Origin of the sequence: Rhodoferax sp., from assembly GCF_012927445.1 — a bacterium.
Lineage (GTDB): Bacteria > Pseudomonadota > Gammaproteobacteria > Burkholderiales > Burkholderiaceae_C > Rhodoferax.
This window is the reverse complement of record NZ_JABBPD010000004.1, coordinates 318,500-344,718: the sequence shown is the minus strand read 5'-3', so window position 1 is coordinate 344,718 and position 26,219 is coordinate 318,500. Positions and strand designations below refer to the sequence as shown.

Below are 26,219 nucleotides of genomic sequence, written 5' to 3'. Positions count from 1 at the left end.
CATGAAACAGACAATAAAAAAGCCCCGCAGATGCTGCGGGGCTTGCGCCGGTTTGCCGCAAACAGGAGCGCGGCAGACAAGGCGTTATTTCTTTTTCATCGACTCCTGAAGCGCCTTCAGCGGGTCGTCCTCGGCGGGAGGGGTGTCGATGCTTTCTGCCGGTGCCGGGCCGGTTGCTGCATCTGGCGTGCCATCGAACGGATTTTCTTGACCGATCGAGTCCGGCATGCTGGCTTCCATTTCGATGCGGACCTTGTCCAGGTCAAACACTTCCTTTTTGTCCAGACCGCTTGAGACGATGCCCGGGAAGGCAATGATCAGGCCGACCATGATGATCTGGATGATCACGAAGGGCACGGCGCCCCAGTAGATCTGCATGGTGGTGACCGGCTGGATCAGCTTCTTGGTGAGCTTGTCAGTGTAGGCCTTGGCGGGGGCGACGCTGCGCAGGAAGAACAGGGCAAAGCCAAACGGTGGATGCATGAACGACGTCTGCATGTTCACGCCCAGCAAGACGCCGAACCAGATCAGGTCGATCCCCATCTTCTCGGCCACCGGTGCCAGCAAGGGCACGACGATGAAAGAGAGCTCAAAGAAGTCCAGGAAAAACGCCAGGAAGAAAATCAGCAGATTGACCACAATCAGGAAACCCACCTGTCCGCCGGGGACCGAGGTCAACAGGTGTTCCACCCATTTACCGCCGTCAACCCCTTGAAACACCAAGCTGAAGACGGTAGAGCCGACCAGGATGAATACCACAAAACTCGACAGCTTGGTGGTCGCGGTCAGGGCCTGTTTCAGTAGTTTGATGCTCAAACGGCCCCGGCTCATGGCCATGATCAAAGCGCCCATGGCGCCCATGGCACCGCCTTCGGTAGGCGTTGCCACCCCCAGGAAAATGGTGCCCAGCACCAGAAAGATCAGCAGCAGCGGGGGAATCAGCACAAAGGTGACGCGCTCCGCCATGCGTGACAACAGGCCCAACCGGGTCGCCTTGTTGATCAGCGCCATCACAAACGCCAGCGTCACGCCAACGCACAGCGACACCACGATGGTTTCATCGGTGGCCACGGTCAGGACTTCTTCACCCTTGAACCAGCTCACGACCTGGGCGTAGTGTTGTCCCAGGTACAGCGCCACCGCGGTGGAGACGATGGTCAGAATCAGCAGCGAGCGCAGGCCACTTTTGCCATTGTCTTCACGGATGGTGCGTGCTTCGGGCGGCAAGGCCGGCACCCAGGCTGGGCGAATGAAGGTCAGTAGCACCACATAGCCGACATAGAGGGCGGTCAGGGCAAAGCCGGGGATGAAGGCGCCTTTGTACATTTCACCCACGCTACGACCCAGTTGGTCGGCCAGAATAATCAGCACCAGCGAGGGCGGAATGATCTGGGCCAGCGTGCCCGAGGCCGCAATGACACCGGAGGCGACCCGGCGGTCATAGCCATAGCGCAGCATGATGGGCAGCGAAATCAAGCCCATCGAAATGACGGAGGCTGCCACCACCCCGGTGGTCGCGGCCAGCAAGGCACCAACAAAAATAACGGCAAAGGCCAAGCCGCCACGCAGCGGGCCAAACAGCTGGCCGATGGTGTCGAGTAAATCCTCGGCCATGCCACTGCGCTCCAATATCAGCCCCATCAGCGTGAAGAACGGAATGGCCAAGAGCGTGTCGTTTTGCATGATGCCGAAGATGCGCAGCGGCAGGGCCTGCATCAGCGCTTCGGGCAAGAGGCCCAACTCAATCCCGACAAAGCCGAAAAACAGGCCGCAGGCACCCAGGCTGAACGCCACCGGAAAACCCATCAGCAGGAAAACAATGAGTCCCCCGAACATGATGGGGGCAATGTTGTTGATTAGAAATTCCATGTGTCTCTCCGGGGTCAGGCTGCGTTGGCTTTGGCGGCTTTTTCTTCGGCCAGCTTTTGAATCGCCTCAGCCAATTCTTCTTCTGCGGTTTTCTCGACTTTTTTGTGCGTGGGGTCTTCGATCAGACCCTGCAGAAACGCCAGCCGTTTGATCAACTCGGACCAGCCCTGCAGCAGCAGCAGGCCAAAACCCAACGGAATCATGGCGTACACCGGCCAGCGCATCAGGCCGCCGGTGTTGGGGGACATCTCGCCTGACGACCAGCCCTTGAGGAAGAACGGAACACTGAACCACAGGATGGCGATACAAAAGGGTGTCAGGAAAAAAGTAAAACCGATGACGTCAATCCACGTTTGCGCCCGTTTGGACCTGTGGCTATAAATGACGTCAATCTTGACGTGTTCGCCGTTAAGCAGGGTGTAGGCAGCGGCCAGCAAAAAGGCGCCGGCAAACAGGTACCACTGCACTTCCAGATAGGCATTGGAACTCACGTTGAACACTTTGCGCACAATGGCGTTGACGGCGCTGATGACGGTGGAGGCCAGAATCAGCCAGATGACATATTTGCCAATCTGGCTGTTCAGCCAATCGACAGCTTTCGAAAATTTTAGAAGCGCGTGCATGGGGTCTCCATCTGGTGAAATTTGCAAAACAGCGACTTGCAGTGATTCCAGGGAATGGACTGCAGTTGAACTGTTTAATGAGATTAAGCGTAACGGGTTGTGGCTAAGAAAAACATGACGGTCTCATGCGTTTAGCCTAGGGTAAACACTGATGAACACCCCCATAACAAGGTCTTGGCAGTGCTTGGCGGACGCAATAATCAAAGCCCTAAATTATGCTTCATACAACATCCCCTTCCATCGACTCGCCTGAGATGCGGCGGGCCGGCCCGGATCTTTTGTCGCTGGCTCTGATGGACGCGCGCAACCACACGCTGCATTTGATCGGTCAGTACGAAAAAGCCTTGGGTGCGGCCCATTTTGAAGTGCCCTGCGTGGCGGAACTCAACCCGCCCTTGTGGGAGCTCGGTCATATTGGCTGGTTTCAGGAATGGTGGCTGGGGCGCAACCTGCAACGCCACCTTGGACGAGGCTGCGATCCGTCCGCGACGCGGCTGGCGTCGCTGGAGCCGCACGCTGATCGTTGGTGGCATTCGGGCCAGGTGGCGCATGACAGCCGGTGGACACTGGACTTGCCCGACCTGGCCAATATCAAGACTTACCTGCTCAATACACTCGAGAGCAGCCTTGAGTTGCTGGAGAAGGCGCCGGAGGAGGACGATGCCCTGTATTTTTACCGGCTGGCCCTGTTTCATGAGGACATGCATGGCGAGGCCTTGATTTATATGGCGCAGACGCTGGGCCTACCGCTGGGGCTGAGTTTGCCCGGCCCGGGGCCGGTGCGTGAACCCTTGCTGCTTGCGGCCACGCGTTGGCTGTTGGGCCTGGCAGCCGGACAGGGCGGCTTTACTTTTGACAACGAGCGCCTGGCGCATGAGGTCGCCGTGCCCGAGTTTGAGATTGATGCCCAGGTGGTGACCTGGGCGCAGTTTGTCGAGTTTGTGGACGATGGCGGCTACGATCGCGCCGAGTTGTGGCAGCCGCTGGGCTGGCAGTGGGTGCAGAACAAGGCGGCCGGCGAAGGTCGCCGGGGCCCGCGCTACGTGGATCAGATCGGCGTGGCCAGTGGCGCTGTGATGCAGACGCGGTTTGGTACGCTGCAGCGCATGCTGGGTGGTCAGCCCGTCATGCATGTGACTTGGTGGGAGGCGGACGCCTGGTGTCGCTGGGCCGGCCGGCGCTTACCGGCCGAGGTCGAGTGGGAGGTGGCGGCACACAACGCGGCACGGCGTGGCTTCCGCTGGGGCGAGGTCTGGGAATGGACCGGCACCAGCTTTCACGCCTACCCCGGGTTTATCGCCGATCCGTACCGCGACTACTCCGAGCCGTGGTTTGGCACGCACAAGGTGTTGCGCGGCGCCTCGTTTGCCACCCGCGCCCGCATGAAACACCCGAAGTACCGCAACTTCTACCTGCCCGGGCGGGACGATATTTTTGCCGGTTTTCGTTCTTGTGCGCTGTGAGTCGGGTGCGGATGGTTCTGAACTTGCTATTTAAATAATAGCTGCTTGCGCATATAGGACGAGGGTTAGAGGCTGATTTTCTATAAATTTACCCCGCTCCTCGTGCCGCTCAGATCAGTTGCTGTTGCAGCGAGGCGTTGGCCAGCGGTCTCAATCGGGCGTAGTCCAGCAGCTCAGCCAGGCGCGCGCCTTTGGCCTGCCACTCATACACCACGTTTTCGGCCAGCAGTACGTAATGCCAGGGTGCACCGCCACGCTGCTCGACACTCAAGCCGTTGATGCGCTCGCACCAGGCCAGCGCGGCTTTGCGCTTGCGTTGCACGTTGGGGTGAATGGTTTGCTGCTGTGCCTTGGTTTCCACCAGATACACCGCGTCCACTGTGCGCACCAAAAAATCGGGTGAATAAAACGCGGGCAAGCCGTCGTCCTTGACGTAACGCAGCCTGGCAAAAGTGTGGCGGTTTTCGCTGATCTTGCAAAACGCCTCAATCTGCGTATCAGCCTGCGCCCAGTGGATGAAGGCGCGTTCCAGCCCGCCGTTGCGCGCCGGCCAGGCCAGCCGGGTGTAGATGCATTTACTCACCTCCACGGAATGGCTTTCGCGCATCATCAGGCGCGGTACTTCGCTCAAGCGGCGCAAATGCACCTCGGTTTGCCCTGTGACATGCTTTTGCTCCGACTCCAGCAGCGCCACGGCAAAGACCTTGGTGATGTGATCGACCACCGGTTGCAGCAGCAAGACGCGCCAGTTTTCCCCATCCAGCGGGTTGAAAGCGGCATCAAACAACTGGGTCCAGATGTAGTCGTCGAGCCAGCCGGTTAGCTCGGCGGTATTGACCTGTAAATAGGGCTTGGCCAGATGCGTCGCTACCTTGTTGCCTTTCGGCACTGGCTCGCTCAGCGCCTGGCTGATGCGCCGCGTCAGGCGGCTCAAGTATTCGTTGTAGCCACCGACGTTCATCACCGCGCCGTCCACCCGGTAGTCGCCAAACAGCGTGGCGCTTTGCAGGTCTTGCGAGATGAAGGTATCGCCCTTGCCTAATAAATCGGTGAGTTGCGTCACCGTCATCGCGGTAAAAGCGGGCAGGGCGGTCAAGTCGAGCGCCGTGTGGTCGCGCAGCTCGTCGGCCTCTTGCAGGATGAACGGGATGCCAAAGTCAAACGCCTCAAAACCCTTGCGTAACTCGGCGGCAATCACGTCGCCGGTGGCACTGGTGTCGTCCATGTTGTCACCCGTGGTGCCCGCCAGCCCTTCCTGAATCAGTTCGTTGTAAAACGATTGAAAGGCCGGGTGTTCCACGATGGACAGCACATCGAGCAAGCTGCCGGGCTCATGCCCCGCGTTGATGCGCTCGCGGTTCTCTCGTTTCAACTCGACGTATTCATCATCCCGCCACATCAGCCGCAGGCCGCGGCCAATGGTCTGCTCCAGCAAAATTTGCGCTTGCGAACTGCGCAGCGGCACGATCACGCAGATGTTGTTCACGTCGAAGCCCTCGCGCAGCATCAGCACGCTGACGATGACTTTGGGGGTGGCGTGGTGGTCGACACTGAACAGGCGTTGGCGCACCGGTGCCCAATCCTTTTCGCCCAGTTCGGCTTTTTTACCGGAATCGATCAGCATCACCTCGTCTTCATTCAAGCCTTCCTGGTCTTGCAAGAAAGTCGCTACCAGCGGTGACACCGTGGTGTCCTCGCAAACCACCAACATCTTGGGGTGGCGCGTCGGATCGATCCGGGCAAAGTCAGTTTCGAGCTTGCGCAGCTTCTTCAACCCGGCGCGCAACATCACGCGCTGACCCTCACTCAAAGCCGGGTTGCCTTGCTCATCGCGTTCGGCTTTGAACTCCAGCGGCAGCGCACCAATTTCCTTGCGCCGGTCCAGCACGATGGACTTCACCAGCCCCTGCTTCATCGCCATTTTCAAATCGAAATCCGTGACGATGTGCGGAAAATACACCTTGCGCTTGGTCTTGCCCGCGCCCACATCGTTGTACGGCGTGGCCGAAAAATCGACCTGCACAAAGCGCCGCCCCTTGGTGGCGGCAATTTTTGACAGGCTTTTTTGCCACTCCACCTCGGTGCTTTCACCCTCGCGTTTGAACTCGTGAATGTGGTGCGCCTCGTCGTTGAACACCATCAACTCGGGCAGATTCGCCAGAAACTCCAGCACATTGCCGCGTGCGTAACGGCGGTCCAGCACGTCCAGGCTGTTGCCGGTGGCGCGGCCGGGCATCAGGGGCAGCACGGCGCTGATGACGTCTTGGGGCTCCAGCGGCGCGCCCAGCGCTTCCACTTCTTCCACTTCCTCCACGCTGTCGCTGTCATTCAACAGGTGCCAGTTGGTGATGGCGATCATGCCGTTGCCGGTGGCTTTCAGGCCAATCTCGGTCTTGCTGCAGACGTTGCCACGCACGAAGGCGAACACCGGTTCGCGGTTGGCATCGGGCATGAACAGGTCGGCAAACCGGGCGATGTCAGAACTGACGAAGTCGCGCGAACCATTGCCGTTTTCAATCAGCTTGCCGCAAAACGCATCCAGCAAGCGCTCGTAAACGATCAGCCCCGGTGCCACCACCATGAACTGGCGCGTAAAGCGGGCGTCGTCAATGCCTTCGGCCAGTGCTGCCGTTTTATTGAGCAGTTGCCAGATCATCAGCGCCTGCAGCACCCAGGTTTTCCCGGTGCCGGTCGCCATCTTGAAACAATATTTAGGGTGCGCGTGTTTGGCCTGCGCCACCTCATTCAGCCGCGTGCCAGTCAGCAGCGCGTCGGGTGCGCAATTTTTGTAAAGGTCCAGCAGCGTCCAGTGCTCATGGTTTTTGCCCAAAACTTCGTGCGCGACGATGGCGTTCAAAATCGCCTGTTTCTGCCCGGCGTGAAAGTTCAGCCCGCTGCGCGCCAGCACCATATCTTCGCCAAACCACCACAGCAGCAGCTCGGCCGTAGTGGGTGTTACCAGCTCCAGAATGTCGGCGGCACCGGACTCCAGGCCCAGACACAGCTGGTTGGTTTTGGCAGTGAGGCCGATGGAGAGGGCGAGTTGATTCTCTGGCTTGTGGCTCATAGCGCCCCCACCGTGGAGATGACTTCGGCCTCAAACCCAAACACATCGACCACCCGCACGCACACCTTGCGCGGGCCGGGTTTGGTGGGCGTTGTGACCACGGCCTGCGTCACCACCCGTAACGCATCGCCGTCATTGGCCGTGTTGCCCCGGTAGTCTTGCCAGACCGAGCGGAACACCTTGCCGTCGTAGTCCGGGTCCACCGCCCAATATTCGATCAGCGCCAGCGGTTCCTGGTTGATGACGGCTTGTAGCTTGAGCCGGTTGGCGTCGTCCAGATTGATGGCTTCGGGTGACAGCAGCACGTAGTTTTTGAGTTTGACGGTCAGCGTTTCCTGTTCGCCATCCGCTTGACCTGATCCGGTCGAAGGGCTGTGTTCAATCGGGTGAATCGTCAGATATTGCAGCGAAGAAAACCGTACCTGTCCGCGCAGCTTGTCGATGCCGCCTTTTTTCTTGAGCCGGTCCATCAGGTCGGGCGGAATCACCAGCACTTCAAGGCGCGAGTCGTTCAGCGCGGTGATGGTTTCACCAATCGAAGGCTCAAAGTTCCAGCCCAGCACCACCACCCGGTCCCAGCCGCCCAGCAGGTTGTCCCGCTGCGCAATGGCTTTTTTGAGCGTGGCCGCGCCCGTGAGCTTGTTGGGCGAATCTGCCAGCACCAGCGTCTTGCTGCTTTTGCCTGCGCCAAACGCCATGCCGGCGATCTGGCCCAAGTTGCGCTGCGGGTTGACTTCCGGCGGCAAGGGCAGGGCGCCGTAGAGCGACAGCACGATTTGCGATAAGTCGCCAATGCGGAAGTCACGCCCCAGCATGGCCTTGGCCGCTTCGACCTGGTAGTCGCCGATGGCTTGGTACAGAAACGGCTTGGCGTCCTGGTCAATCAGCCGCTTGCGCATGATCATGCAGGCCGGTTTGCCAAGGTCGGTGGTAATCCAGCGGCGGCCCAGTTTTTCGGCGACGGCGGCGGTGGTGCCGGAGCCGCCGAAAAAATCCATTACCAATCCATTTGATTCTGTTGAGGATCGAATCACTCGTTCCAGCAAGGCTTCTGGTTTTTGGGTCGGGTAGTCAAGCCGTTCACTGGACGTTGGACTGATCCGATTTATATCAGACCAAAAATCTGTGATGGGAGTCCCTTTCGCGTGCTTGAGAAACTTCTTTCTACTCAGTGATCGGCCGGTTGAGGAAACGACGATTTCGCCTTGCTCCCAAAGACTCTGCATCGTCGTCTCTGAGTAACGCCAGTAGCCTCTTACCCCTTGGAACTCGTAGTATGGATTTCCTTTTGCAGCCCCGCCTGGCCCATCTACTGGCATCAATCGATAGCGTTCACCGGTGGAAGCATCTGTGTACTTGTAGTCTCGATCCAGAATTGCGTCGGTGTAGGGTTCATACGGTGGATTCCAAACCCGTTGGTCACTTCGACCATAAAAAAGCAGCCCCTCGGTAACTCGTCCGAAGTGTGCTGCGCCTTGCCCCGAGTCCCCGTGGGCGTGAGAGCGTTTCCATGCAATTTCATTTACGAATTTGTCTTTGCCAAAAATGTCATCCATCACGATCTTCACGTAGTGCCCTACATGACCATCCAGATGCACATAAATCGAACCGGTGTCCGCCAGCAGTTCGCGCATCAGAATCAGCCGGGGCGTGATCATGGCGAGGTAGGAAGCGGTGCCGTCGCTCCAGGTGTCGGAGTAGGCGAACTGCTCGATGACGGTGGGCTTTTGTTCCAGCTCCATGCCGGGGAGCGTGACCTTGGTGCGGTAGTCGGCCTTACTGTCAAACGGTGGATCGATGTAGATCAAATCGACCTTGCCGCGCAGGGACGGCGTGTTTTCGTCCCCCGCCAGCAGCGCCGCCATGGCCAACAGGTTGTCGCCGTAAATCAGGCGGTTGATCCAGGCGTCATCGTGGCTGGCCTGTTGTGCCTGCCGGTTTTGCGTCGTTACCCAATCCTGCGCGGCCGAATCTTTGGCGGGCAGCACCACTTCACGGGTTTGTAGCGTCACGCGGTGGCGACTCTCCAGCCCCTCCAGGATTTTTTCAGCTTCTTTGCGGCCATTGGCCACGATGTCGGGGAGTTGTTCGAGCAGGGATTTGGGCATGGTGCGTGTTGTTGGCGGCACATCCGCCATAGAACAAGCGATATGCCTCGTTCAATCGATAGTTCAACAAAGTATTCAATCGATAGTACAACACGAAGTTTAATAAATTTGCCACTGAAATTTAATTTCAGTGGCATGAATAACAAGCTCGAATTTTCCCAACGGCTACAGGCGGCGATGGTGGCTGCTGGTCTGGAGCCGCGTCCGGGCGTGCTTTTGAATCAGTTCAATGCCAATTACTGGGGGCGCTCGGTCAGTTTTCAGGCTGTGTCGCGCTGGCTGCGGGGTGAAGCGATTCCCGAACAGGACAAACTTCTGGTGTTGGCTGGCATTCTCAAGATTGAGCCCGAGGTGTTGCGTTTTGGTGAGGCCGTTCGGCAATCGGTGCTGCAGCATCGCAAGCGCTGGGATGAAGGCGTTGGCTACCTGGAGCGTGAAACTTTCGACGCCTTCCTCAAGCTGCCAGCGCCCCAGCGCAAACTCATCCGCGAAATCATCCTGACTTTCGCCAAGGTGCATGGTGACACGACACCGCCCGCGTCAGAATGAGTTGCAGATTCCGTTTTACGGAATCCATTTTTCAGATTAAAATTCCTCCATGATCCGTTCTTTCACCTGTGCCGACACCGAGGCCTTGTTCAATAGTCAAGTGGTTGGCCGGTTCAGAAACATTGAACGGGTAGCGCGGCGCAAGTTGCTGCAACTGCATGCTGCTACCGAATTGAACAGTTTGCGCATTCCACCGGGCAACCTGCTGGAAGCGTTGAAGGGAAACCGCAAGGGCCAGCACAGCATTCGCATCAATGACCAATGGCGTCTGTGCTTTGTCTGGCATGACGACGGTGCGTATCGTGTGGAAATTGTGGATTACCACTGAGTCGGATCTGGAGGCCCAACATGACACAAAAATTACTTGACGAAATTCACCCTGGCGAAATCCTGCTGGAGGAGTTCATGAAGCCGCTGGGTATTACGGCCCGTCAACTTGCGGCCGACATGGACGTGCCGCCCAGCCGCATCAGCGATATCGTGAATGGGGCACGGCCCATCACGGCGGACACGGCCCTGCGTCTGGGCCTGTTTTTCAGCATGGAGCCGCGTTACTGGCTGAACCTGCAAACCGAGTACGACATGCGCATGGTGACGCGCGAGAGCCGCGACAAGATCGCGCCGCGCATCCGGGTTTTTCAGCCTGCGGTGTCTTGAAGTTTTTTGCTATTAAATACATAGCTTCTTGCTCAAGAAGGACGGTCGGTAGAGCCTATTTACCTTCGCCTTCCCGGTTCAACTCAACCAACTCCGCTTCGCTGAACACCCGTGAGCGTGTGTGAAACGCCTTGCCCTCCGGCCCTTCGAGCGAGAAGGTGCCGCCAACGCCTTCGATCACGTCGATGATGAGTTGGGTGTGCTTCCAGTAGGCATATTGCGACTTGCCAATGTAGAACGGACAGCCGCCGATGTCACCCAGATAAACATCGCCCGCACCCATGGTGATTTCACCGGGCAGGTAGCAATTGGCGGCGCTGTTGTCGCAGCAGCCACCGGACTGGTGGAACATCAGTGCACCGTGTTTGCGCTTGAGGAACTCGACGAGTTCAAGCGCCGCCGCAGTCGCAATGACTTTGTCAACCATGGTTGTCTCCGGTTCAAAAGAAACTTTGTTGGCGTTCGCAACGCAATCACCCAACGGGGCGTCCACTTCATACTGGCGTACCAGAAATCGGCGGCCGTCCCGTCGGGTTACCGCGTTGCGTGCTTGGCTAACTTGGCGTCTTTTTTAGAAGAAACCGAGTTTGCTTTCACTGTAGCTGACCAGCAAATTTTTGGTTTGCTGGTAGTGGTTCAACATCATCTTGTGGTTTTCACGACCGACACCGGACTCTTTGTAGCCGCCAAAAGCCGCGTGGGCCGGGTAGGCGTGGTAGCAGTTGGTCCAGACGCGACCGGCCTTGATGGCGCGGCCCATGCGGTAGGCCACATTGCCGTTGCGGCTCCAGACACCGGCGCCCAGGCCGTACAGCGTGTCGTTGGCAATTGCCAGGGCTTCGGCTTCATCCTTGAAGGTCGTCACCGCCAGCACCGGACCGAAGATTTCTTCCTGGAAAATGCGCATCTTGTTGTGGCCCTTGAACAGCGTGGGCTGCACGTAGTAGCCACCCGCCAGATCGCCGGTCAGGTGCGCTTGCTCGCCGCCAATCAGCACTTGGGCCCCTTCCTGTTTGCCCAGATCAAGGTAGGACATGATCTTGCTCATCTGCTCTTTGGAGGCCTGCGCGCCCATCATGGTGTCGGTGTCGAGCGGGTTGCCTTGCACGATGGCGGCCACGCGTTTGAGCACGCGTTCCATGAACTTGTCATAGATGGATTCTTGAATCAGGGCGCGCGAGGGGCAGGTGCAGACCTCGCCCTGGTTGAAGGCAAACAGCACCATGCCTTCGATCGCTTTGTCCAGAAAGCTGTCGTCCTTGTCCATCACATCGGCAAAGAAGATGTTGGGCGATTTACCGCCCAGTTCCAGCGTGGCCGGAATCAGGTTGTTGGCGGCGGCTTGGGCGATGACGCGGCCGGTGGAGGTGGAGCCGGTGAAGGCGATTTTGGCAATGCGCTTGCTGGTCGCCAGCGGCATGCCGGCTTCGCGGCCGTAGCCGTTGACGATGTTGAGCACGCCCGGTGGCAGCAGGTCGGCAATCAGCTCGGCCAGGATCAGAATGCTGATCGGGGTGGATTCGGCGGGCTTGAGCACCACGCAGTTGCCGGCGCCAATGGCGGGCGCCAGCTTCCAGGCCGCCATCAAAATCGGGAAGTTCCAGGGGATGATCTGGCCGACCACGCCCAGCGGTTCCTGGAAGTGATAGGCGACGGTGTCGCCGTCCAGATCGCTCAGGCCACCTTCTTGCGCACGGACGCAGCCGGCAAAGTAGCGGAAGTGATCGACGGTGAGCGGAATGTCGGCGTTGAGGGTTTCCCGGATCGGCTTGCCGTTGTCCACGGTTTCGGCGTAGGCCAGCAGTTCCAGGTTGGCTTCCAGGCGGTCGGCAATTTTCAGCAGGATGTTGGAGCGCTCGGTCGGCGAGGTTTTGCCCCAGGCGTCGGCCGCAGCGTGGGCGGCGTCCAGTGCCAGTTCCACGTCTTCGGCACCGGAACGGGCGGCCTTGGTGTAGGGCTTGCCGGTGATCGGGGTAATAACGTCAAAATACTCGCCTTTGACCGGGGCGACAAATTGGCCACCAATGAAATTGTCGTAGTGCGCCTTGAAGGCGATTTTTGCGTCGGCGGTACCGGGGGCTGCGTAGATCATGGTGTGTCCTCGTTTTTGTGCGATGGTTCAATGGGTTTCCCTTGCGGGCATGAACTACCTATCAAGTCGCGTGCCAACACCCATGAGACATAGCAGAGCCTTGATTTAAAAGACGTTTTTAAAATCAACTGAGACCCGTTGCCGTAGGTGCAACGTTGCATTCCGTGACAGCTGTCTCAAAACGAGACAACTGAGGGGCTGGCCACTATGTTCGACCTTGCATATCGCTGGTGTTTGCGTCGGTGGATACGATAGGTGCAGTTTTAATGATAAAAAGCAGACAGAAGTCTGCCCAGGAGACGACGTGCAACCCATTCAATTTGAGCCGGCTTTGCGCCAGGCGCGCTTGCATTTGCTGGAGCATGGCGACTGTCCGCCGGAAGGCGTTGACGAGCGCGTGGCCCGTTCCTGGCGGCGCAGCCTGGCGGCAGGCCTGCTGCCCGCCGGGCGTCTGCTGGAGACCGAACACGCCAGCGGCGGTGGCTTGCGCCACACGTTGGAGAGCAACCATGATCTGCTGGCGCATTCCCGGCCCGTGATGGAATACCTCTTTGAGCAGGTGCGCCACAGCCAGGGCATGGTCATTCTGGCCGACAGCCAGGGCACGCTGATGCATACCTTGGGTCACGCCGACTTTCTCGGCAAGGCCGAGCGCGTGGCGCTGGCCAACGGGGCCTCGTGGCATGAGCAGCACCGGGGCACCAATGCCATTGGCACCGCCTTGATCGAAGCCAGCGGCATCGAAATCCACGGTGCCGAACATTTTTTTGAGCGTAATGACTTTCTCACCTGCACGGCGGTGCCCATCCTGTCCGCCATGGGGCAGTTGATGGGGGTGATCGACATCTCGGGCGACCAGCGCAGCGGGCATCCGCACACGCTGGGGCTGCTGAATATGGCGGCGAGCATGATCGAAAACCGCCTGTTGACCGCCACCTGCCAGCGGCATATTCGCCTGCATCTGCACGCCTATCAGGAAGGTATTGGTAGCGTGGCCGAAGGCATCATTGCCCTGTCTATTGACGGCTGGATCGTGGGGGCCAATCGCGCCGCTCTGGCGCTGCTGCACCTCGGTGCAACCGATCTGGGTGCCACGCCACTGGCCCGCACGATGGATGTGGGCCTGGACGAACTGCTCGCGCGCCACAAGCGCCGCCCCGGTCAGGCCACGCAGGTGCGTCTGCTCGACGGCTCGACCCTTTTTGTGCAGGTGCATCTGGATGCAACGGCGCTGCCGGCAGCGCCAGCGGCGCGCGTCAATCAACTCATTTCTGCACCGGTGGATGCGCTGGCCCGCCTCGACACCGGCGACCTGCGATGGCGCAACGCGGCGGACAAGGCCCGGCGTGTCGCGGACAAGCCGATCCCCGTGTTAATTCAGGGCGAATCGGGCGTCGGCAAGGAGTTGTTTGCCCGCGCCGTGCATGAGAGCGGCCCGCGCCGCAACGGCCCGTTTGTCGCCATCAATTGCGCAGCCCTGCCGGAGAATCTGATTGAAGCGGAACTGTTCGGCTACGCACCGGGTGCCTTTACCGGCGCACGGCGCGAAGGGGGCCTGGGCCGTTTGCGCGAGGCCCATATTGGCACGCTCTTTCTGGATGAAATTGGCGACATGCCGCTGACCATGCAGACTCGCCTGTTGCGCGTCTTGCAGGAGCGTCAGGTCACTCCTTTGGGCGGCGGGCGGCCGGTGGATGTGGACTTTGCGCTGATCTGCGCTACCCATTGCAAGCTGCGCGAAATGGCCGACCAGGGGCGCTTTCGCAGCGATCTTTATTACCGCATCAACGGCCTGACCGTCCAGTTGCCGGCGCTGCGCGAGCGCACTGATTTCTCTGCACTCACCCTGCGCTTGCTGGCCAACATCAACCCCGAGCGCGGCATTCATCTGGCGCCGGATTTGCTGGCGCGCTTGAGTCAACATCCGTGGCCCGGCAACCTGCGCCAATACGCCGGTATGCTGCGCACGGCCAGCGCCATGCTGGACCCGCATGAGGACTGTATTGACTGGTCGCACTTGCCGGATGATGTGGTGGAGGAACTCACCACACCAGCGCCAACGGTCTCGGCCGTCAGCGCGCCGGGTGCCTCCCAAAACCTGGACGAACTGTCCCGCGTGACCATCCGGCAGGCGCTGGAAAGCAGTTGCGGCAACATCTCGCAAGCCGCTCGCCGCCTCGGCATCAGTCGGCAAACGCTTTACCGCAAACTCAACGACTGAGTGTGCGCAAAGACGACGACCAATAGGATTCAGCACGAATGAGCTTGTTCACCTCACTTCATTACCTTGTGGCGCTGCATCAACTCAAGCATTTCGGACGCGCGGCCGAGGCCTGTCACATCACGCAGCCGGCCTTGTCCAATGCGATCCGTGCGCTGGAGGAGGAGTTTGGTACCGCCATCGTCAAGCGGGGCCGCGCTTTTCAAAGTTTCACGCCCGAAGGTGAGCGCATATTTGTCACCGCGCAACGGATGCTGCATGAACAGGAACTGCTGCTGCAAGACCTCAAGAGCGCGGCGGATCAGCCAGTCGGTTCTTTGACGCTGGGTGCGGTACCTTCTGTGATGCCGATTGCAGCGCGGTTTGTGGGCCTGTTACAGGGGCGTCACCCAGGCCTGTCGCTTATTCTGCGGTCAATGAGTTCGCCCGAGATTGAGGCGGGCTTGGAGAATCTGTCCCTGGATCTGGCGCTCGGCTACACCGACAGACTCAAGTCGCGGGCCGCCAAAATTTCGACGATTGATCAGTACACCGAACGGTATTTTTTACTGCGTCGGGCCGCAAAACCAGCCAGGACAGGTTTGCGCATCGTGGAGCGCCCCATGTCGTGGGAAGCGGCGGCGCGATTGCCTTTGTGCCTGTTGACGCCGGAAATGCACAATCGCGCGATTGTGGACGCTGCGTTTAAGCAGGCCGACATCCGCATCAAGCCCGTTATCGAGACCAATTCAATTTTGACACTGGGTTTGAGTGTGTTGGTGGGCGACGTCAGTAGTATCTTGCCGGGGGCTCTGGTGGGTGTTCTGCGTGGTTACCCTGAATTGGAGGCTGTGCCACTCATGGGGCCGGAAGTGATGACGCCGATTGGATTCATGTTCGCCTGCACGGATCGCCCGTCGCACACGCTGCGTGCCGCCCTCGACATGGCAAGCGATCCAACGTGGCGCCAACATGTCACGGCGCATACCGGTTTGCTGGAGGCCGGGGTACCTCGCCGCAGCAGTGCCTCGTCGCGATGACCCCTCTTGAATCGATGCTGTGAATGTTGTTGCCTACATTCAAAGTCTGTATCGGGCTATGTGCAGAATAAATTTGACCGCCAGCTGAGCTCTCCTTGATACTGTCCCCAGCTCACATCAAGTGGGCATCAATATAAGGAGACAGCATGTCAATAGTATTGGATGGAGCGAGCACGTTCCTGAAAGGTCGATTGGGGGTGCTCGACAAAGAGCACATCGTTGCGGGCCCCGGTTTCAACCGCTGGCTCGTGCCACCGGCCGCCCTCGCGATTCATTTGTGCATCGGCATGGCCTACGGCTTCTCGGTGTTCTGGCTGCCACTGTCCCGGGCACTGGGCATCAAGGAAAGCATCAAGTGTGGTCCCGAGGTGGGCTTCTTCCAGGAGTTGTTTACCACCAGCTGTGACTGGAAAATTTCCACCCTGGGCTGGATGTTCACGCTGTTCTTTGTGCTGCTCGGGTCTTCTGCCTCGATCTGGGGCGGCTGGCTGGAGCGGGTCGGCCCGCGCAAAGTGGGTGTGGTCTCGGCCCTGTGCTGGAGCGGCGGCATGCTGTTCTCGGCGCTCGGCGTCTACTTCCACCAATTCTGGATGATGATTGTGGGCTCGGGGGTGATCGGCGGTGTTGGGCTCGGGCTGGGCTACATCTCGCCCGTTTCCACCTTGATCAAGTGGTTCCCGGATCATCGTGGCATGGCTGCCGGCATGGCCATTATGGGCTTTGGCGGCGGCGCCATGATTGGCTCGCCGCTGGCTGCCGATCTGATGAAATACTTTGCCTCCGCCACCGATGTCGGTGTGGCGCAGACCCTGGCGGTGATGTCCCTGGTGTACTTTGTGTTCATGATGGCCGGTGCCTTTGGCTACCGAATTCCCGAGACCGGCTGGAAGCCCAAGGGCTGGACACCGAAGCCGGCGCAGGTCAACAACGCGATGATCACCCCGCACCATGTGCATGTGAGCAAGGTTTGGGGCATTCCCCAGTTCTGGCTGATCTGGATGGTCTTGTGCATGAACGTGAGCGCCGGCATTGGCGTCATCGGTATGGCATCTCCCATGCTGCAGGAAGTGTTTGGCGGCTCCTTGATCGGGGTGGCCAAGAAGTTTGGTGAACTCGACAAAGCGCAACTGGCCGCCATCGCCGGCGTAGCCGCCGGCTTCACGGCACTGTTGAGCTTGTTCAACATTGGCGGGCGCTTCTTCTGGGCCACCATCTCCGACAAGCTGGGTCGCAAACTCACCTACGCGGTGTTCTTTATCCTCGGCGGTATTCTGTACTTCAGCATTCCTGGCAGTGCCGCGGCGGGCTCGAAGGTGCTGTTTGTGGCGGCATTTTGTGTCATTTTGAGCATGTACGGCGGCGCCTTCGCCACTGTGCCCGCCTACCTGGCCGACATCTTCGGCACCCAGATGGTGGGCGCCATTCATGGCCGCTTGCTCACCGCCTGGGCCACTGCGGGCATCGTCGGGCCGGTGGTGGTGAACTACATGCGCGAATACCAGCTCGGACTCGGTTTGCCGCGCGAGCAGGTCTACAACCAGACCATGTACATCCTGGTCGGCATGCTGGTGGTGGGTTTGATCTGCAATCTGCTGGTGCGTCCCCTGAATCCCAAGTGGTTCATGACGCCGGACGAGCTGGCCATCGAAAAACGGCTGGCGCACGAAAAAGTCAAGGCTTCGGAAGTGCATGGCGACGGCACGCATGTCCATGACAAACCCAGCAACCCCGCCTTCCTGGTGTTGGCTTGGGCGGCAGTGGGTATTCCGCTGGCGTGGGGCGTTTATCGCACCTCGCTGACAGTGGCCAAGTTCTTCTGAGGCGGGGTCAGGCCACAAAAATAAGCTTGAACGCGATCATGAAGGAGACAGCATGTCATGGAGACGGCCATCGAAAGCAACAAGAATATTGTCGGGATACTGCCGTACGCCTGTAACCGGAAACCATATTCCTGTAGTAGGAAGGCGAACATCCGTATCTCGTCGTTAAGTTAATTAGGAACAACAATGAACCACACAGTCATCCCGATTGCCGTGCAAAGCGCTTCGAAAGAGCGCAAGCGTCAGGCACCCAAAGGTCGGCGGGTTGATCCATCTGCCTTGGCCGAGGTACAAGCCCTACTGGGTGTTGAGTCGCGTCAAGCCGATTTGCTGATTGAGCACTTGCACAAGATCCAGGATCACTTTGGCCACTTGTCGGCAGCCCATCTTGCGGCTTTGGCGCAGGAAATGCGCCTAGCGCAAACTGAAGTGTACGAAGTTGCGACTTTTTACCACCATTTCGATGTGGTCAAGGAAGGCGAAGCCGTGCCAGCACCACTCACCGTGCGCGTGTGCGAAGGCCTGTCCTGCGAGATGGCGGGTGCACGCGATTTGCTGGCCAAACTCCCTGCTCTGCTGGGCCGCGAGGTGCGCGTGATTGCGGCACCGTGCATCGGTCGCTGCGAGCAGGCGCCTGCCGCCGTCGTCGGACAAAACCCGGTGCCTAACGCGAGCGTAGAGGCCGTCGTGGCCACCGTCGCCGCCAGGGCGGTGCAGCATGTGCCCGATGGCTTTATCGATTTGTCCAGCTACCAGGCTGTCGGTGGTTATGCACTGCTCCAGCAATGTATCTCGGGAGGCCGCGACGTCGAATCGGTCATCAAGACCATGGAAGACTCGGGCTTGCGTGGTCTGGGTGGTGCAGGCTTCCCGGCTGGACGCAAGTGGCGCATCGTCCGCGCCGAAGCCGGTCCACGTCTGATGGCAGTGAACATCGACGAAGGCGAACCCGGCACCTTCAAGGACCGGGTCTATCTTGAGCGCGACCCCCATCGTTTTCTTGAAGGGATGCTGATTGCCGCGTGGGCTGTCGGCATTGACAAGATCTACATCTATCTTCGCGATGAATACCACGGCTGCCGCGCCCTGCTGGAAGCCGAGCTGGCCAAGCTGCGTCTGGCGCCGCCCCTGGCCGGCATGCCGCAAATCGAGCTGCGCCGCGGCGCCGGCGCCTACATTTGCGGCGAAGAGTCGGCCATGATCGAATCGATCGAAGGCAAGCGTGGCATGCCGCGGCTGCGCCCGCCCTATGTGGCACAGGTGGGCTTGTTTGGCCGCCCCACCCTGGAACACAACTTTGAAACCCTGTTCTGTGTGCGTGAAATTCTAGAAAAAGGTGGCAGCTGGTTCACCTCACAAGGTCGCAATGGCCGCAAGGGATTGCGCTCCTTCTCGGTCTCGGGCCGGGTCAAGAACCCCGGCGTCAAACTGGCGCCGGCTGGCATCACCATCCAGGAACTCATTGACGAGCACTGCGGCGGCATGCAGGACGGACACAGCTTCTATGCCTACCTGCCGGGCGGCGCGTCGGGCGGCATTCTGCCGGCCACGATGAACGCGATCCCGCTGGACTTCGACACCTTGCAGCCCTATGGCTGCTTCATCGGCTCGGCCGCCGTGATCGTCCTGTCGGACAAGGATACGGCAGTCAATGCGGCACGTAACATGATGCAGTTTTTCAAGCACGAGTCCTGCGGTCAATGCACACCGTGCCGTGTCGGAACGGCCAAAGCAGCCAATTTGATTGACCAAGAAAAGTGGGATATTCCCTTGCTCAACGAGCTGTCAATCGTGATGCGTGACGCGTCGATTTGTGGTTTGGGTCAGGCGGCACCCAATCCGGTCGATTGTGTCGTCAAGTACTTCCCACATGAATTAGCCTAAAGGTGCAAAGGAACATCATGAACGCAATGACCAGAAATGAAGTGGTGCAACTCGATGCACCGCTCGTCACCTTCAATCTCAATGGCCGCGAAGTGCATGGTGGGGCTACAGAAACCCTGATCCAGATTGCCAAGCGCGAGGGTATTGAGATACCGCACCTGTGCTACATGGAAGGGATGATCACGGCCGGTAATTGCCGCGTCTGCATGGTCGAGATCAACGGCGAGCGCGTGCTGGCGCCGTCCTGCTGCCGCGCGCCGACACCGGGGATGACGGTTGTCACCGACAGCGAACGCGCCCTGGCCTCGCAAAAAATGGTGCTTGAGCTGTTGTTGTCCGACATGCCGGAGACCATCTATACGCGTCACAATGAGGTCGATCAGTGGGCCAAAAAGTTATCCGTCGGCAAACCCCGTTTCCAAGCGCGCAAACAGCAGGTCAAGCAAGATGCGTCGCATCCCGGCATCACGGTCAACCTCGATGCCTGCATTCAGTGCACCCGCTGCGTGCGCGCCTGCCGCGACGAGCAAGTTAATGACGTGATTGGTTTTGCGTTCCGTGGTGAAGACTCGAAAATTGTGTTCGACATGGACGATCCGATGGGGCTCTCCACCTGCGTCGCCTGCGGCGAATGCGTGCAGGCTTGCCCGACCGGTGCCTTGATGCCGGCGCGCGAGGTCGCGCTGACCGTGCCGGACAAAAAGGTTGATTCGGTTTGCCCCTACTGCGGCGTCGGCTGTCAACTGACCTACAACATCAAGGACAACAAGATTCTCTATGTGGAAGGGCGTGATGGCCCAGCCAACCACAAGCGACTGTGCGTGAAGGGGCGTTACGGTTTCGATTATGCGCATCATCCGCAGCGACTGACCAAACCGCTGATTCGGCGCGCTGATGCGCCGAAACGCGGCGATTTCACGATGGACCCCGACCGGGTGATGGATGTATTCCGCGAAGCCAGCTGGGAAGAGGCGCTGGCGTTTGCAGGTGGAGGACTCAAACAGATTCGCGATCAGCACGGCAAAAAATCGTTGGCCGGTTTCGGTTGCGCCAAGGGCAGCAATGAAGAGGCGTACCTGTTCCAGAAACTGGTTCGCATCGGCTTCGGCAGCAACAATGTCGACCACTGCACCCGTTTGTGCCATGCCTCATCGGTCGCAGCACTGCTGGAAGGCATTGGCTCCGGTGGCGTGTCGAATCCGGTGATGGATGTGATGAAGGCGGAAGTCGTCATCGTCATCGGCGCCAATCCGGCCCAGAATCACCCGGTTGGCGCGACCTGGATCAAGAACGCCGTGAAGAACGGCACCAAGCTCGTGATCTGCGATCCGCGTCGTTCGGACTTGACGCGCCTTGCGCACCGCTTCCTGCAGTTCAAGCCGGATACCGACGTTGCCTTGCTCAACGCCATGATGCACGTCATTGTGAATGAGGGTCTGGTCAACCAGGAATTCATCGACAGCCGCACCATTGGCTTTGACGACCTACGTAAAAATGTCGAAGGCTACAGTCCTGAATTGATGGCGCCGATTTGTGGCATCGACGCCGACACCATCAAATATGTTGCGCGTCTGTATGCCAGCTCCAAAGCCTCCATGATCATGTGGGGCATGGGCATATCGCAGCACATTCACGGCACCGACAATGCCCGTTGCCTGATCGCGCTATGCCTGATGACCGGGCAGATTGGCCGACCGGGCACGGGTTTGCATCCGCTGCGCGGACAAAATAATGTGCAAGGTGCGTCCGATGCCGGTTTGATTCCGATGATGTATCCGGATTATCAGCGCGTGAGCGATCCACAGGTGCAAGCCCGCTTTGCCAAGGCCTGGAACTTGCCGCTCGGCGTGCTGGACGACCAACCAGGCCTGACCGTGGTGGAGGTGTTGCATGCCATCAAAAAAGGGGAGGTTCGCGGCATGTACATCATGGGTGAGAACCCCGCCATGTCGGACCCCGATGTCACCCATGCGCGCGAAGCCCTGGCTTCACTGCAGCACCTGGTGGTGCAGGATATCTTCCTGACCGAAACCGCCTACCTGGCCGATGTAATCCTGCCCGCCACCGCCTTCCCCGAAAAGACCGGTACCTTCACCAATACCGACCGGCTGGTGCAAATGGGGCGTCAGGCCATCGATCCGCCGGGCGACGCTAGACAGGATTTGTGGATCATTCAGCAGATGGCAGCGCAGTTTGGGCTGGATTGGCACGAGCACGTGTCGCAAGTATTTGACGAGATGCGACATACGATGCCCAGCATCGGCGGCATCACGTGGGACCGGTTGGAGCGCGAGGGTGCAGTGACGTACCCCTGCCTTAAGGAAGGCGACCCCGGCTTGTCGATTGACTTTGTCGATCAGTTCCCGACGGCAACGGGACGTGCGCGCTTTGTGCCGGCCGACATCATCCCCGCGGACGAGCGCCCGGATAGCGAGTATCCGATGGTGTTGATCACAGGGCGTCAGCTTGAGCATTGGCACACTGGCAGCATGACGCGCCGCGCTACGGTTCTGGATGCAATCGAGCCGGATCCGGTGGCCTTGGTGCATCCGCTCGACCTGAATGCAATGGGTGCTAAGCCAGGTGATCTGGTGACGATCGAGTCCAGGCGCGGTACGGTGACCCTGTATGCACGGGCGGACGATAGCTCTCCGCGTGGATCGATTTTTGTGCCGTTCTGCTATTACGAGGCCGCCATTAACAAACTGACCAATGCGGCGCTTGATCCCATCGCCAAAATTCCGGAGTTCAAGTACTGCGCGATCCGGGTGTCGCTGGGCGGTACGCCACCCGTGCAGGTCAGCTACGGCGGCGGGCAGGTACTAGAGAAAATTGCAATGCAAAGCATGGTATGAAAATCCGGCCGCTCTTGTCTAGCGCCGCTGCAGAGTTGGCGCACGATGTCGAAGTCATGGATGAGCGCGGCCGACTGAAAACGATTGCGATTCCGGCTGAACGGCCCTTGACGATGTATGTCGATAAGCGCGAACTGGTGACCTTGATGACACTGGGCGGTGCGCCTGAAGCACTGACGCTGGGCTATCTGCGGAACCAGCGGCTGGTTAAATCGATTGAAGATATTGCTTCAGTACAAGTCGATTGGGAAGTGGATGCAGTCGCCGTGACTACTCGTCACGGCATTGCGGATATTGAAGAGCGCACCTCCAAGAAGGTGGTCACTACCGGCTGCGGTCAGGGTTCGGTGTTTGGTGGTCTGATGGATGAAGTCGATTCGATCGTGCTGCCGCCGGATGCGCGGTTGAAGCAATCTGTCGTGTATAAAATCGTCGACAAGATCCGTACCCAGCAGTCGACTTACAAACAGACCGGCTCGGTTCATGGCTGCGCATTGTTTGCCGCCGATGGCGAGCTGGTTTATTTTATTGAAGACGTGGGCCGCCACAACGCGGTGGACGCGATTGCCGGCAAGATGTGGCTTGATGAGATAAGCGGAGAGGACAAGATTTTCTACTCCACCGGCCGTCTGACCTCCGAAATGGTGATCAAGGGCGGGCAGATGGGTATTCCGTTCCTGCTATCGCGCTCGGGCACCACGCAGATGGGACACATGGTGGCAGAGCGAATGGGTATGTCGCTGCTGACGCGCTGCAGCGGCAAGCATTTTCTGCTGTTGACCGGCAAGGAGCGGCTGCTGTTCGAATCGCATCTGGACGACAGCGTGCTTGAGGTCGCTTGACAACGTGGTTTGCGTTACGTAGGCCAGCATGTCCGGTATTTTTACCTGTGGATTTTCAACATCAGCGACCGTCTCAACCAGATACATGCCTCCATTGGTCTGCCCCATCGTGCCATCCACTTCCGGGTGGACAGTGTGACCAATCATCACAATTTCTCGTCCTTCACTCCGCATCTTGGCGACCTCGCTGTGGATCTTGGTGACCAGCGGACAAGTCGCATCAAACACGCGCAAGCCGCGTTTGGCAGCCTCGGCTACCACTACTTTGGGGACTCCATGAGCAGAAAATATCACTATATTGCCGGACGGGACTTCGTTCAATTCTTCGATGAAAATGACGCCTTTGTTGCGCAAGTCATTGACCACATAGGCGTTATGCACGATGTCGTGGCGGACATAAATTGGTGCGCCAAATTGGGCTAAAGTTTGCTTGATAATTTCGATTGCTCGGTCAACCCCCGCGCAGAAGCCGCGCGGCTGCGCGAGCAGTATTTCTTTATCCATTTTTTTCCTTAGCATGGCAACCAAAATCTGCCCATCATTTTTACTTCAAACTTGACGATCGGCAGCGCCAACAGATCAGTAAAATCAAACTCTACCCCTGAGTGCTCACGACAATTCCTGCTTTTTCTGCCTGCTCATCCGCATGGTAAGAACTGCGCACCATCGGACCCGATGCTGCGTTCACAAAACCCATCTTGTAGGCTTCATCCTCATACATCTTGAAGGTGTCCGGGTGCACGTAGCGGCGCACCGGCATGTGGCCGCCGGACGGTTGCAGGTACTGGCCGATGGTCAACATGTTGACATCGTGCGCGCGCAGGTCGCGCATCACTTGCAGGATTTCCTCGTCGGTCTCTCCCAGCCCAACCATGAGGCCGGACTTGGTCGGTATCGCGGGATGCGCGTGCTTGAAATTTTTTAACAGGTTGAGCGAGTTTTGGAAATCCGCGCCGGGACGGGCTTCTTTGTAGAGGCGTGGCACGGTTTCGATGTTGTGGTTCAACACGTCCGGCGGCGCGGTGCTGAGGATTGCCAGCGCCAAGTCCAGCCGGCCACCAAAGTCGGGGGTCAGTATCTCGATACGCGTGTGGGGTGACAGTGCGCGGATCTGGCGGATGCAGTCGACGAAGTGGCTGGCGCCGCCGTCACGCAAATCATCGCGATCAACTGAAGTAATGACGACGTAATTGAGTTTCATCAAGGCGATGGTTTCAGCAAGCCGCTGCGGTTCGTTGGCATCCAGCGGGTCGGGGCGGCCCGTGCTGACGTTGCAGAACCGGCAGCGCCGCGTGCATTTGTCGCCCATGATCATGAAGGTCGCGGTGCCTTTGCTCCAGCATTCGCCGATGTTGGGACAGGATGCTTCTTCGCACACGGTCACCAACTGGTGGGTGCGCACGATGTCCTTGATGTCACTGAAGCGGCCTGAGGATAACGCCGCCTTGACGCGAATCCAGTTTGGCTTGGGCAGTCTTTCGGCGGCAAGGTTCTCGTCGCGCTTGGTCTTGAGGGCGCCTCTTTGCTGGTCCGGCCGAGGGTTGATCGCGGACGCGTGCGGTAACACTGACACGATATTTCTGAAGCGGATGGTTTCAATGCTCATGTTGTTGGTGTCCTGGTTAACTTCGGTACGCGCAGGGCGTTGAAATTTCAATTGAGATATTTGTATCAATCCCATCGGTTATCGCGCACTTGAATCTGGCCGTTTTCTACGCGGACAGGGAAGGTTCTGGTGGGCTCGTAAGCTGGCGCGGACAATGCCGCGCCGCTGCGGATGCAAAAGCGTGCCCCGTGCCGAGGGCAAACGATCTGGTCACCCTCGACGGTGCCGCCGGTGAGATGTCCCCCATCATGGGTGCAGACGTCTTCGATGGCGTAGTACTGGCCGTCGAGGTTGAATACGGCGATCTGCGCGTCGTCCACATTTATAACCCGCCGCTCGCCGGGCGCGAGCTCTTCGGCCCGCGTTACCGTGATCCATTCACTCATTTCAATCCTTTATTCAGAAAACTCAGATTTGGTGCACATGAAATTTTCAGCCGCCGATATAAGACATCTCAATTTTCTTCGTTCGCACAGTTTCTTCTGTGCGGATTTCAGAATATCGGTCTTCGCGCTGGTTCCAGATCAAGCCTATGGCAGAGGCGATTTTCTCGTCGCTCTTGCCCGAACGCATGAGCGTGCGCAAATCATGGCCGGACTGCGCGAACAGGCAGGTGTACAGCTTGCCCTCGGTCGAGAGTCGGGCGCGAGTGCAAGTGGAACAAAAGGCTTGCGTCACGCTGGAGATAACGCCGATTTCACCGCTGCCATCCGCATAGGCCCAGCGCTCGGCGACTTCACCGGTGTAGTTGGGTTCGGCTTCGATGAGCGGCATCTCGGCGCTGATCATGCGCACGATCTCGGCCGATGGCACGACATCGTTCATGCGCCAGCCGTTGGAGGCGCCCACGTCCATGAATTCGATGAAGCGCACGATGTGGCCGCTGCCCTTGAAGCGCCGCGCCATCGCAACGATGTCCTGATCGTTGACGCCTTTCTTCACCACCATGTTGATCTTGATGGCCGTAAAGCCCGCGTCATGCGCAGCGTCGATGCCCTTGATCACATCGGCCACCGGAAAATCAACGTCGTTCATGGCGCGAAATACAGCTTCATCGAGCGAATCGAGCGAGACGGTGACGCGTTGCAGGCCTGCAGCCTTGAGCGCCTTGGCTTTTTTGGCCAGCAGCGAGGCGTTGGTGGTGAGGGTCAGATCCAATGGTTTGCCTTCATGCGTCTTGAGGGCGGCCAGCATTTCGATCAAAACCTCGAGGTTTTTGCGTAGCAGGGGTTCGCCGCCGGTGAGGCGGATTTTATTGACACCGTGCGCAGCGAACAGGCGCGTCAGGCGCGTAATTTCCTCAAAGCTCAACAGCTCGGTTTGCGGTAAAAATTGATAGTCCTTGTCGAATATTTCCTTGGGCATGCAGTAAGTGCAGCGAAAGTTGCAGCGGTCGGTGACTGAAATGCGCAGGTCGCGCATGAGCCGGCCACGCGTGTCCGCCAGCGCGCCGACGGGGCTAAGCGCGTGCGCCGGAATGACCGGCACACGGTTGGCGGTGCGCTGGTCAACGAGGGGGATCACCTTGGCGGTCATTGGGTTTC

At 58.8% G+C, this 26,219-nt stretch carries 19 protein-coding genes and 1 pseudogene; 10 read left to right on the top strand and 10 right to left on the bottom strand.

Annotated elements, in window-relative coordinates; translation table 11 throughout:
* Positions 1-84: 84 nt before the first annotated feature.
* Positions 85-1,869, bottom strand: coding sequence for a TRAP transporter large permease subunit (locus HHJ17_RS07160; RefSeq protein WP_296505374.1), 1,785 nt, complete (start codon positions 1,867-1,869; stop codon positions 85-87).
* 14 nt (positions 1,870-1,883) lie between these two features.
* Positions 1,884-2,492: a TRAP transporter small permease subunit gene (locus tag HHJ17_RS07155; RefSeq protein ID WP_296505372.1), complete on the bottom strand. Its 609-nt coding sequence runs from the start codon at positions 2,490-2,492 to the stop codon at positions 1,884-1,886.
* Positions 2,493-2,707: 215 nt separating this feature from the next.
* Between HHJ17_RS07155 and senA the strand changes: the two genes are divergently transcribed.
* Positions 2,708-3,955, top strand: coding sequence for a selenoneine synthase SenA (senA, locus tag HHJ17_RS07150; protein WP_296505370.1), 1,248 nt, complete (start codon positions 2,708-2,710; stop codon positions 3,953-3,955).
* Between the two features lie 109 nt (positions 3,956-4,064).
* Here senA and HHJ17_RS07145 read toward each other — a convergent pair whose 3' ends face one another.
* Together HHJ17_RS07145 and HHJ17_RS07140 are read right to left on the bottom strand one after the other, a co-directional pair.
* A complete protein-coding gene (locus HHJ17_RS07145) occupies positions 4,065-7,022 on the bottom strand; it encodes a DEAD/DEAH box helicase family protein (protein WP_296505368.1) in 2,958 nt (985 codons plus the stop codon).
* Positions 7,019-9,130 carry a site-specific DNA-methyltransferase gene (locus HHJ17_RS07140; RefSeq protein WP_296501636.1) on the bottom strand — a complete coding sequence of 704 codons (2,112 nt, stop codon included), beginning with the start codon at positions 9,128-9,130 and terminating at the stop codon, positions 7,019-7,021. The genes HHJ17_RS07145 and HHJ17_RS07140 overlap by 4 nt, the downstream gene beginning before the upstream one ends.
* 135 nt (positions 9,131-9,265) lie before the next feature.
* On the opposite strand from HHJ17_RS07140, the gene HHJ17_RS07135 reads away from it, so the two are divergent.
* The 3 genes from HHJ17_RS07135 to HHJ17_RS07125 are packed head-to-tail and all read left to right on the top strand — an operon-like array spanning position 9,266 to position 10,336.
* Positions 9,266-9,679 carry a transcriptional regulator gene (locus HHJ17_RS07135; protein ID WP_296501637.1) on the top strand — a complete coding sequence of 138 codons (414 nt, stop codon included), beginning with the start codon at positions 9,266-9,268 and terminating at the stop codon, positions 9,677-9,679.
* Between the two features lie 49 nt (positions 9,680-9,728).
* Positions 9,729-10,007 (top strand): type II toxin-antitoxin system RelE/ParE family toxin, encoded by a 279-nt coding sequence (locus HHJ17_RS07130; RefSeq protein WP_296501638.1) that lies wholly within the window; start codon positions 9,729-9,731, stop codon positions 10,005-10,007.
* A gap of 20 nt (positions 10,008-10,027) precedes the next feature.
* Positions 10,028-10,336, top strand: coding sequence for a HigA family addiction module antitoxin (locus HHJ17_RS07125; RefSeq protein ID WP_296501639.1), 309 nt, complete (start codon positions 10,028-10,030; stop codon positions 10,334-10,336).
* 55 nt (positions 10,337-10,391) lie between these two features.
* On the opposite strand, the gene HHJ17_RS07120 is transcribed toward HHJ17_RS07125, so the two are convergent.
* Complete coding sequence (locus tag HHJ17_RS07120) at positions 10,392-10,763, bottom strand: DUF779 domain-containing protein (protein ID WP_296501640.1); 372 nt, start codon at positions 10,761-10,763, stop codon at positions 10,392-10,394.
* A 144-nt stretch (positions 10,764-10,907) separates the two neighbouring features.
* Positions 10,908-12,428, bottom strand: a complete 1,521-nt coding sequence (locus HHJ17_RS07115) for an aldehyde dehydrogenase family protein (RefSeq protein WP_296501641.1) — start codon at positions 12,426-12,428, stop codon at positions 10,908-10,910.
* A gap of 304 nt (positions 12,429-12,732) precedes the next feature.
* Here HHJ17_RS07115 and HHJ17_RS07110 point away from each other — a divergent pair, with 304 nt between their 5' ends.
* From HHJ17_RS07110 to HHJ17_RS07085, 6 genes and pseudogenes are all read left to right on the top strand, one after another.
* The gene (locus tag HHJ17_RS07110) at positions 12,733-14,649 is read left to right on the top strand and encodes a sigma-54-dependent Fis family transcriptional regulator (protein WP_296501642.1); all 1,917 of its coding nucleotides are present in this window, start codon (positions 12,733-12,735) and stop codon (positions 14,647-14,649) included.
* Positions 14,650-14,687: 38 nt separating this feature from the next.
* Positions 14,688-15,668 carry a LysR substrate-binding domain-containing protein gene (locus HHJ17_RS07105; protein WP_296501643.1) on the top strand — a complete coding sequence of 327 codons (981 nt, stop codon included), beginning with the start codon at positions 14,688-14,690 and terminating at the stop codon, positions 15,666-15,668.
* A 146-nt stretch (positions 15,669-15,814) separates the two neighbouring features.
* Positions 15,815-17,488, top strand: coding sequence for an OFA family MFS transporter (locus HHJ17_RS07100; protein WP_296501644.1), 1,674 nt, complete (start codon positions 15,815-15,817; stop codon positions 17,486-17,488).
* A 186-nt stretch (positions 17,489-17,674) separates the two neighbouring features.
* The gene (locus HHJ17_RS07095; RefSeq protein WP_296501645.1) at positions 17,675-19,372 is read left to right on the top strand and encodes an NADH-ubiquinone oxidoreductase-F iron-sulfur binding region domain-containing protein; all 1,698 of its coding nucleotides are present in this window, start codon (positions 17,675-17,677) and stop codon (positions 19,370-19,372) included.
* A gap of 17 nt (positions 19,373-19,389) precedes the next feature.
* A complete protein-coding gene (fdhF, locus tag HHJ17_RS07090) occupies positions 19,390-22,227 on the top strand; it encodes a formate dehydrogenase subunit alpha (RefSeq protein ID WP_296505366.1) in 2,838 nt (945 codons plus the stop codon).
* A pseudogene (locus HHJ17_RS07085) lies at positions 22,224-23,012 on the top strand (formate dehydrogenase accessory sulfurtransferase FdhD); the annotation flags it as partial. The gene fdhF and the pseudogene HHJ17_RS07085, both read left to right, overlap by 4 nt.
* On the opposite strand, the gene ispH reads toward HHJ17_RS07085, so the two are convergent.
* From ispH to moaA, 4 genes are all read right to left on the bottom strand, one after another.
* A complete protein-coding gene (gene ispH / locus HHJ17_RS07080) occupies positions 22,908-23,573 on the bottom strand; it encodes a 4-hydroxy-3-methylbut-2-enyl diphosphate reductase (RefSeq protein ID WP_296505363.1) in 666 nt (221 codons plus the stop codon). The pseudogene HHJ17_RS07085 and the gene ispH overlap by 105 nt on opposite strands.
* Before the next feature lie 91 nt (positions 23,574-23,664).
* The gene (gene lipA / locus HHJ17_RS07075; RefSeq protein WP_296501648.1) at positions 23,665-24,675 is read right to left on the bottom strand and encodes a lipoyl synthase; all 1,011 of its coding nucleotides are present in this window, start codon (positions 24,673-24,675) and stop codon (positions 23,665-23,667) included.
* A 65-nt stretch (positions 24,676-24,740) separates the two neighbouring features.
* Positions 24,741-25,061, bottom strand: coding sequence for a non-heme iron oxygenase ferredoxin subunit (locus tag HHJ17_RS07070; protein WP_296501649.1), 321 nt, complete (start codon positions 25,059-25,061; stop codon positions 24,741-24,743).
* 46 nt (positions 25,062-25,107) lie between these two features.
* A complete protein-coding gene (gene moaA / locus HHJ17_RS07065; protein WP_296501650.1) occupies positions 25,108-26,211 on the bottom strand; it encodes a GTP 3',8-cyclase MoaA in 1,104 nt (367 codons plus the stop codon).
* Positions 26,212-26,219: the final 8 nt, after the last annotated feature.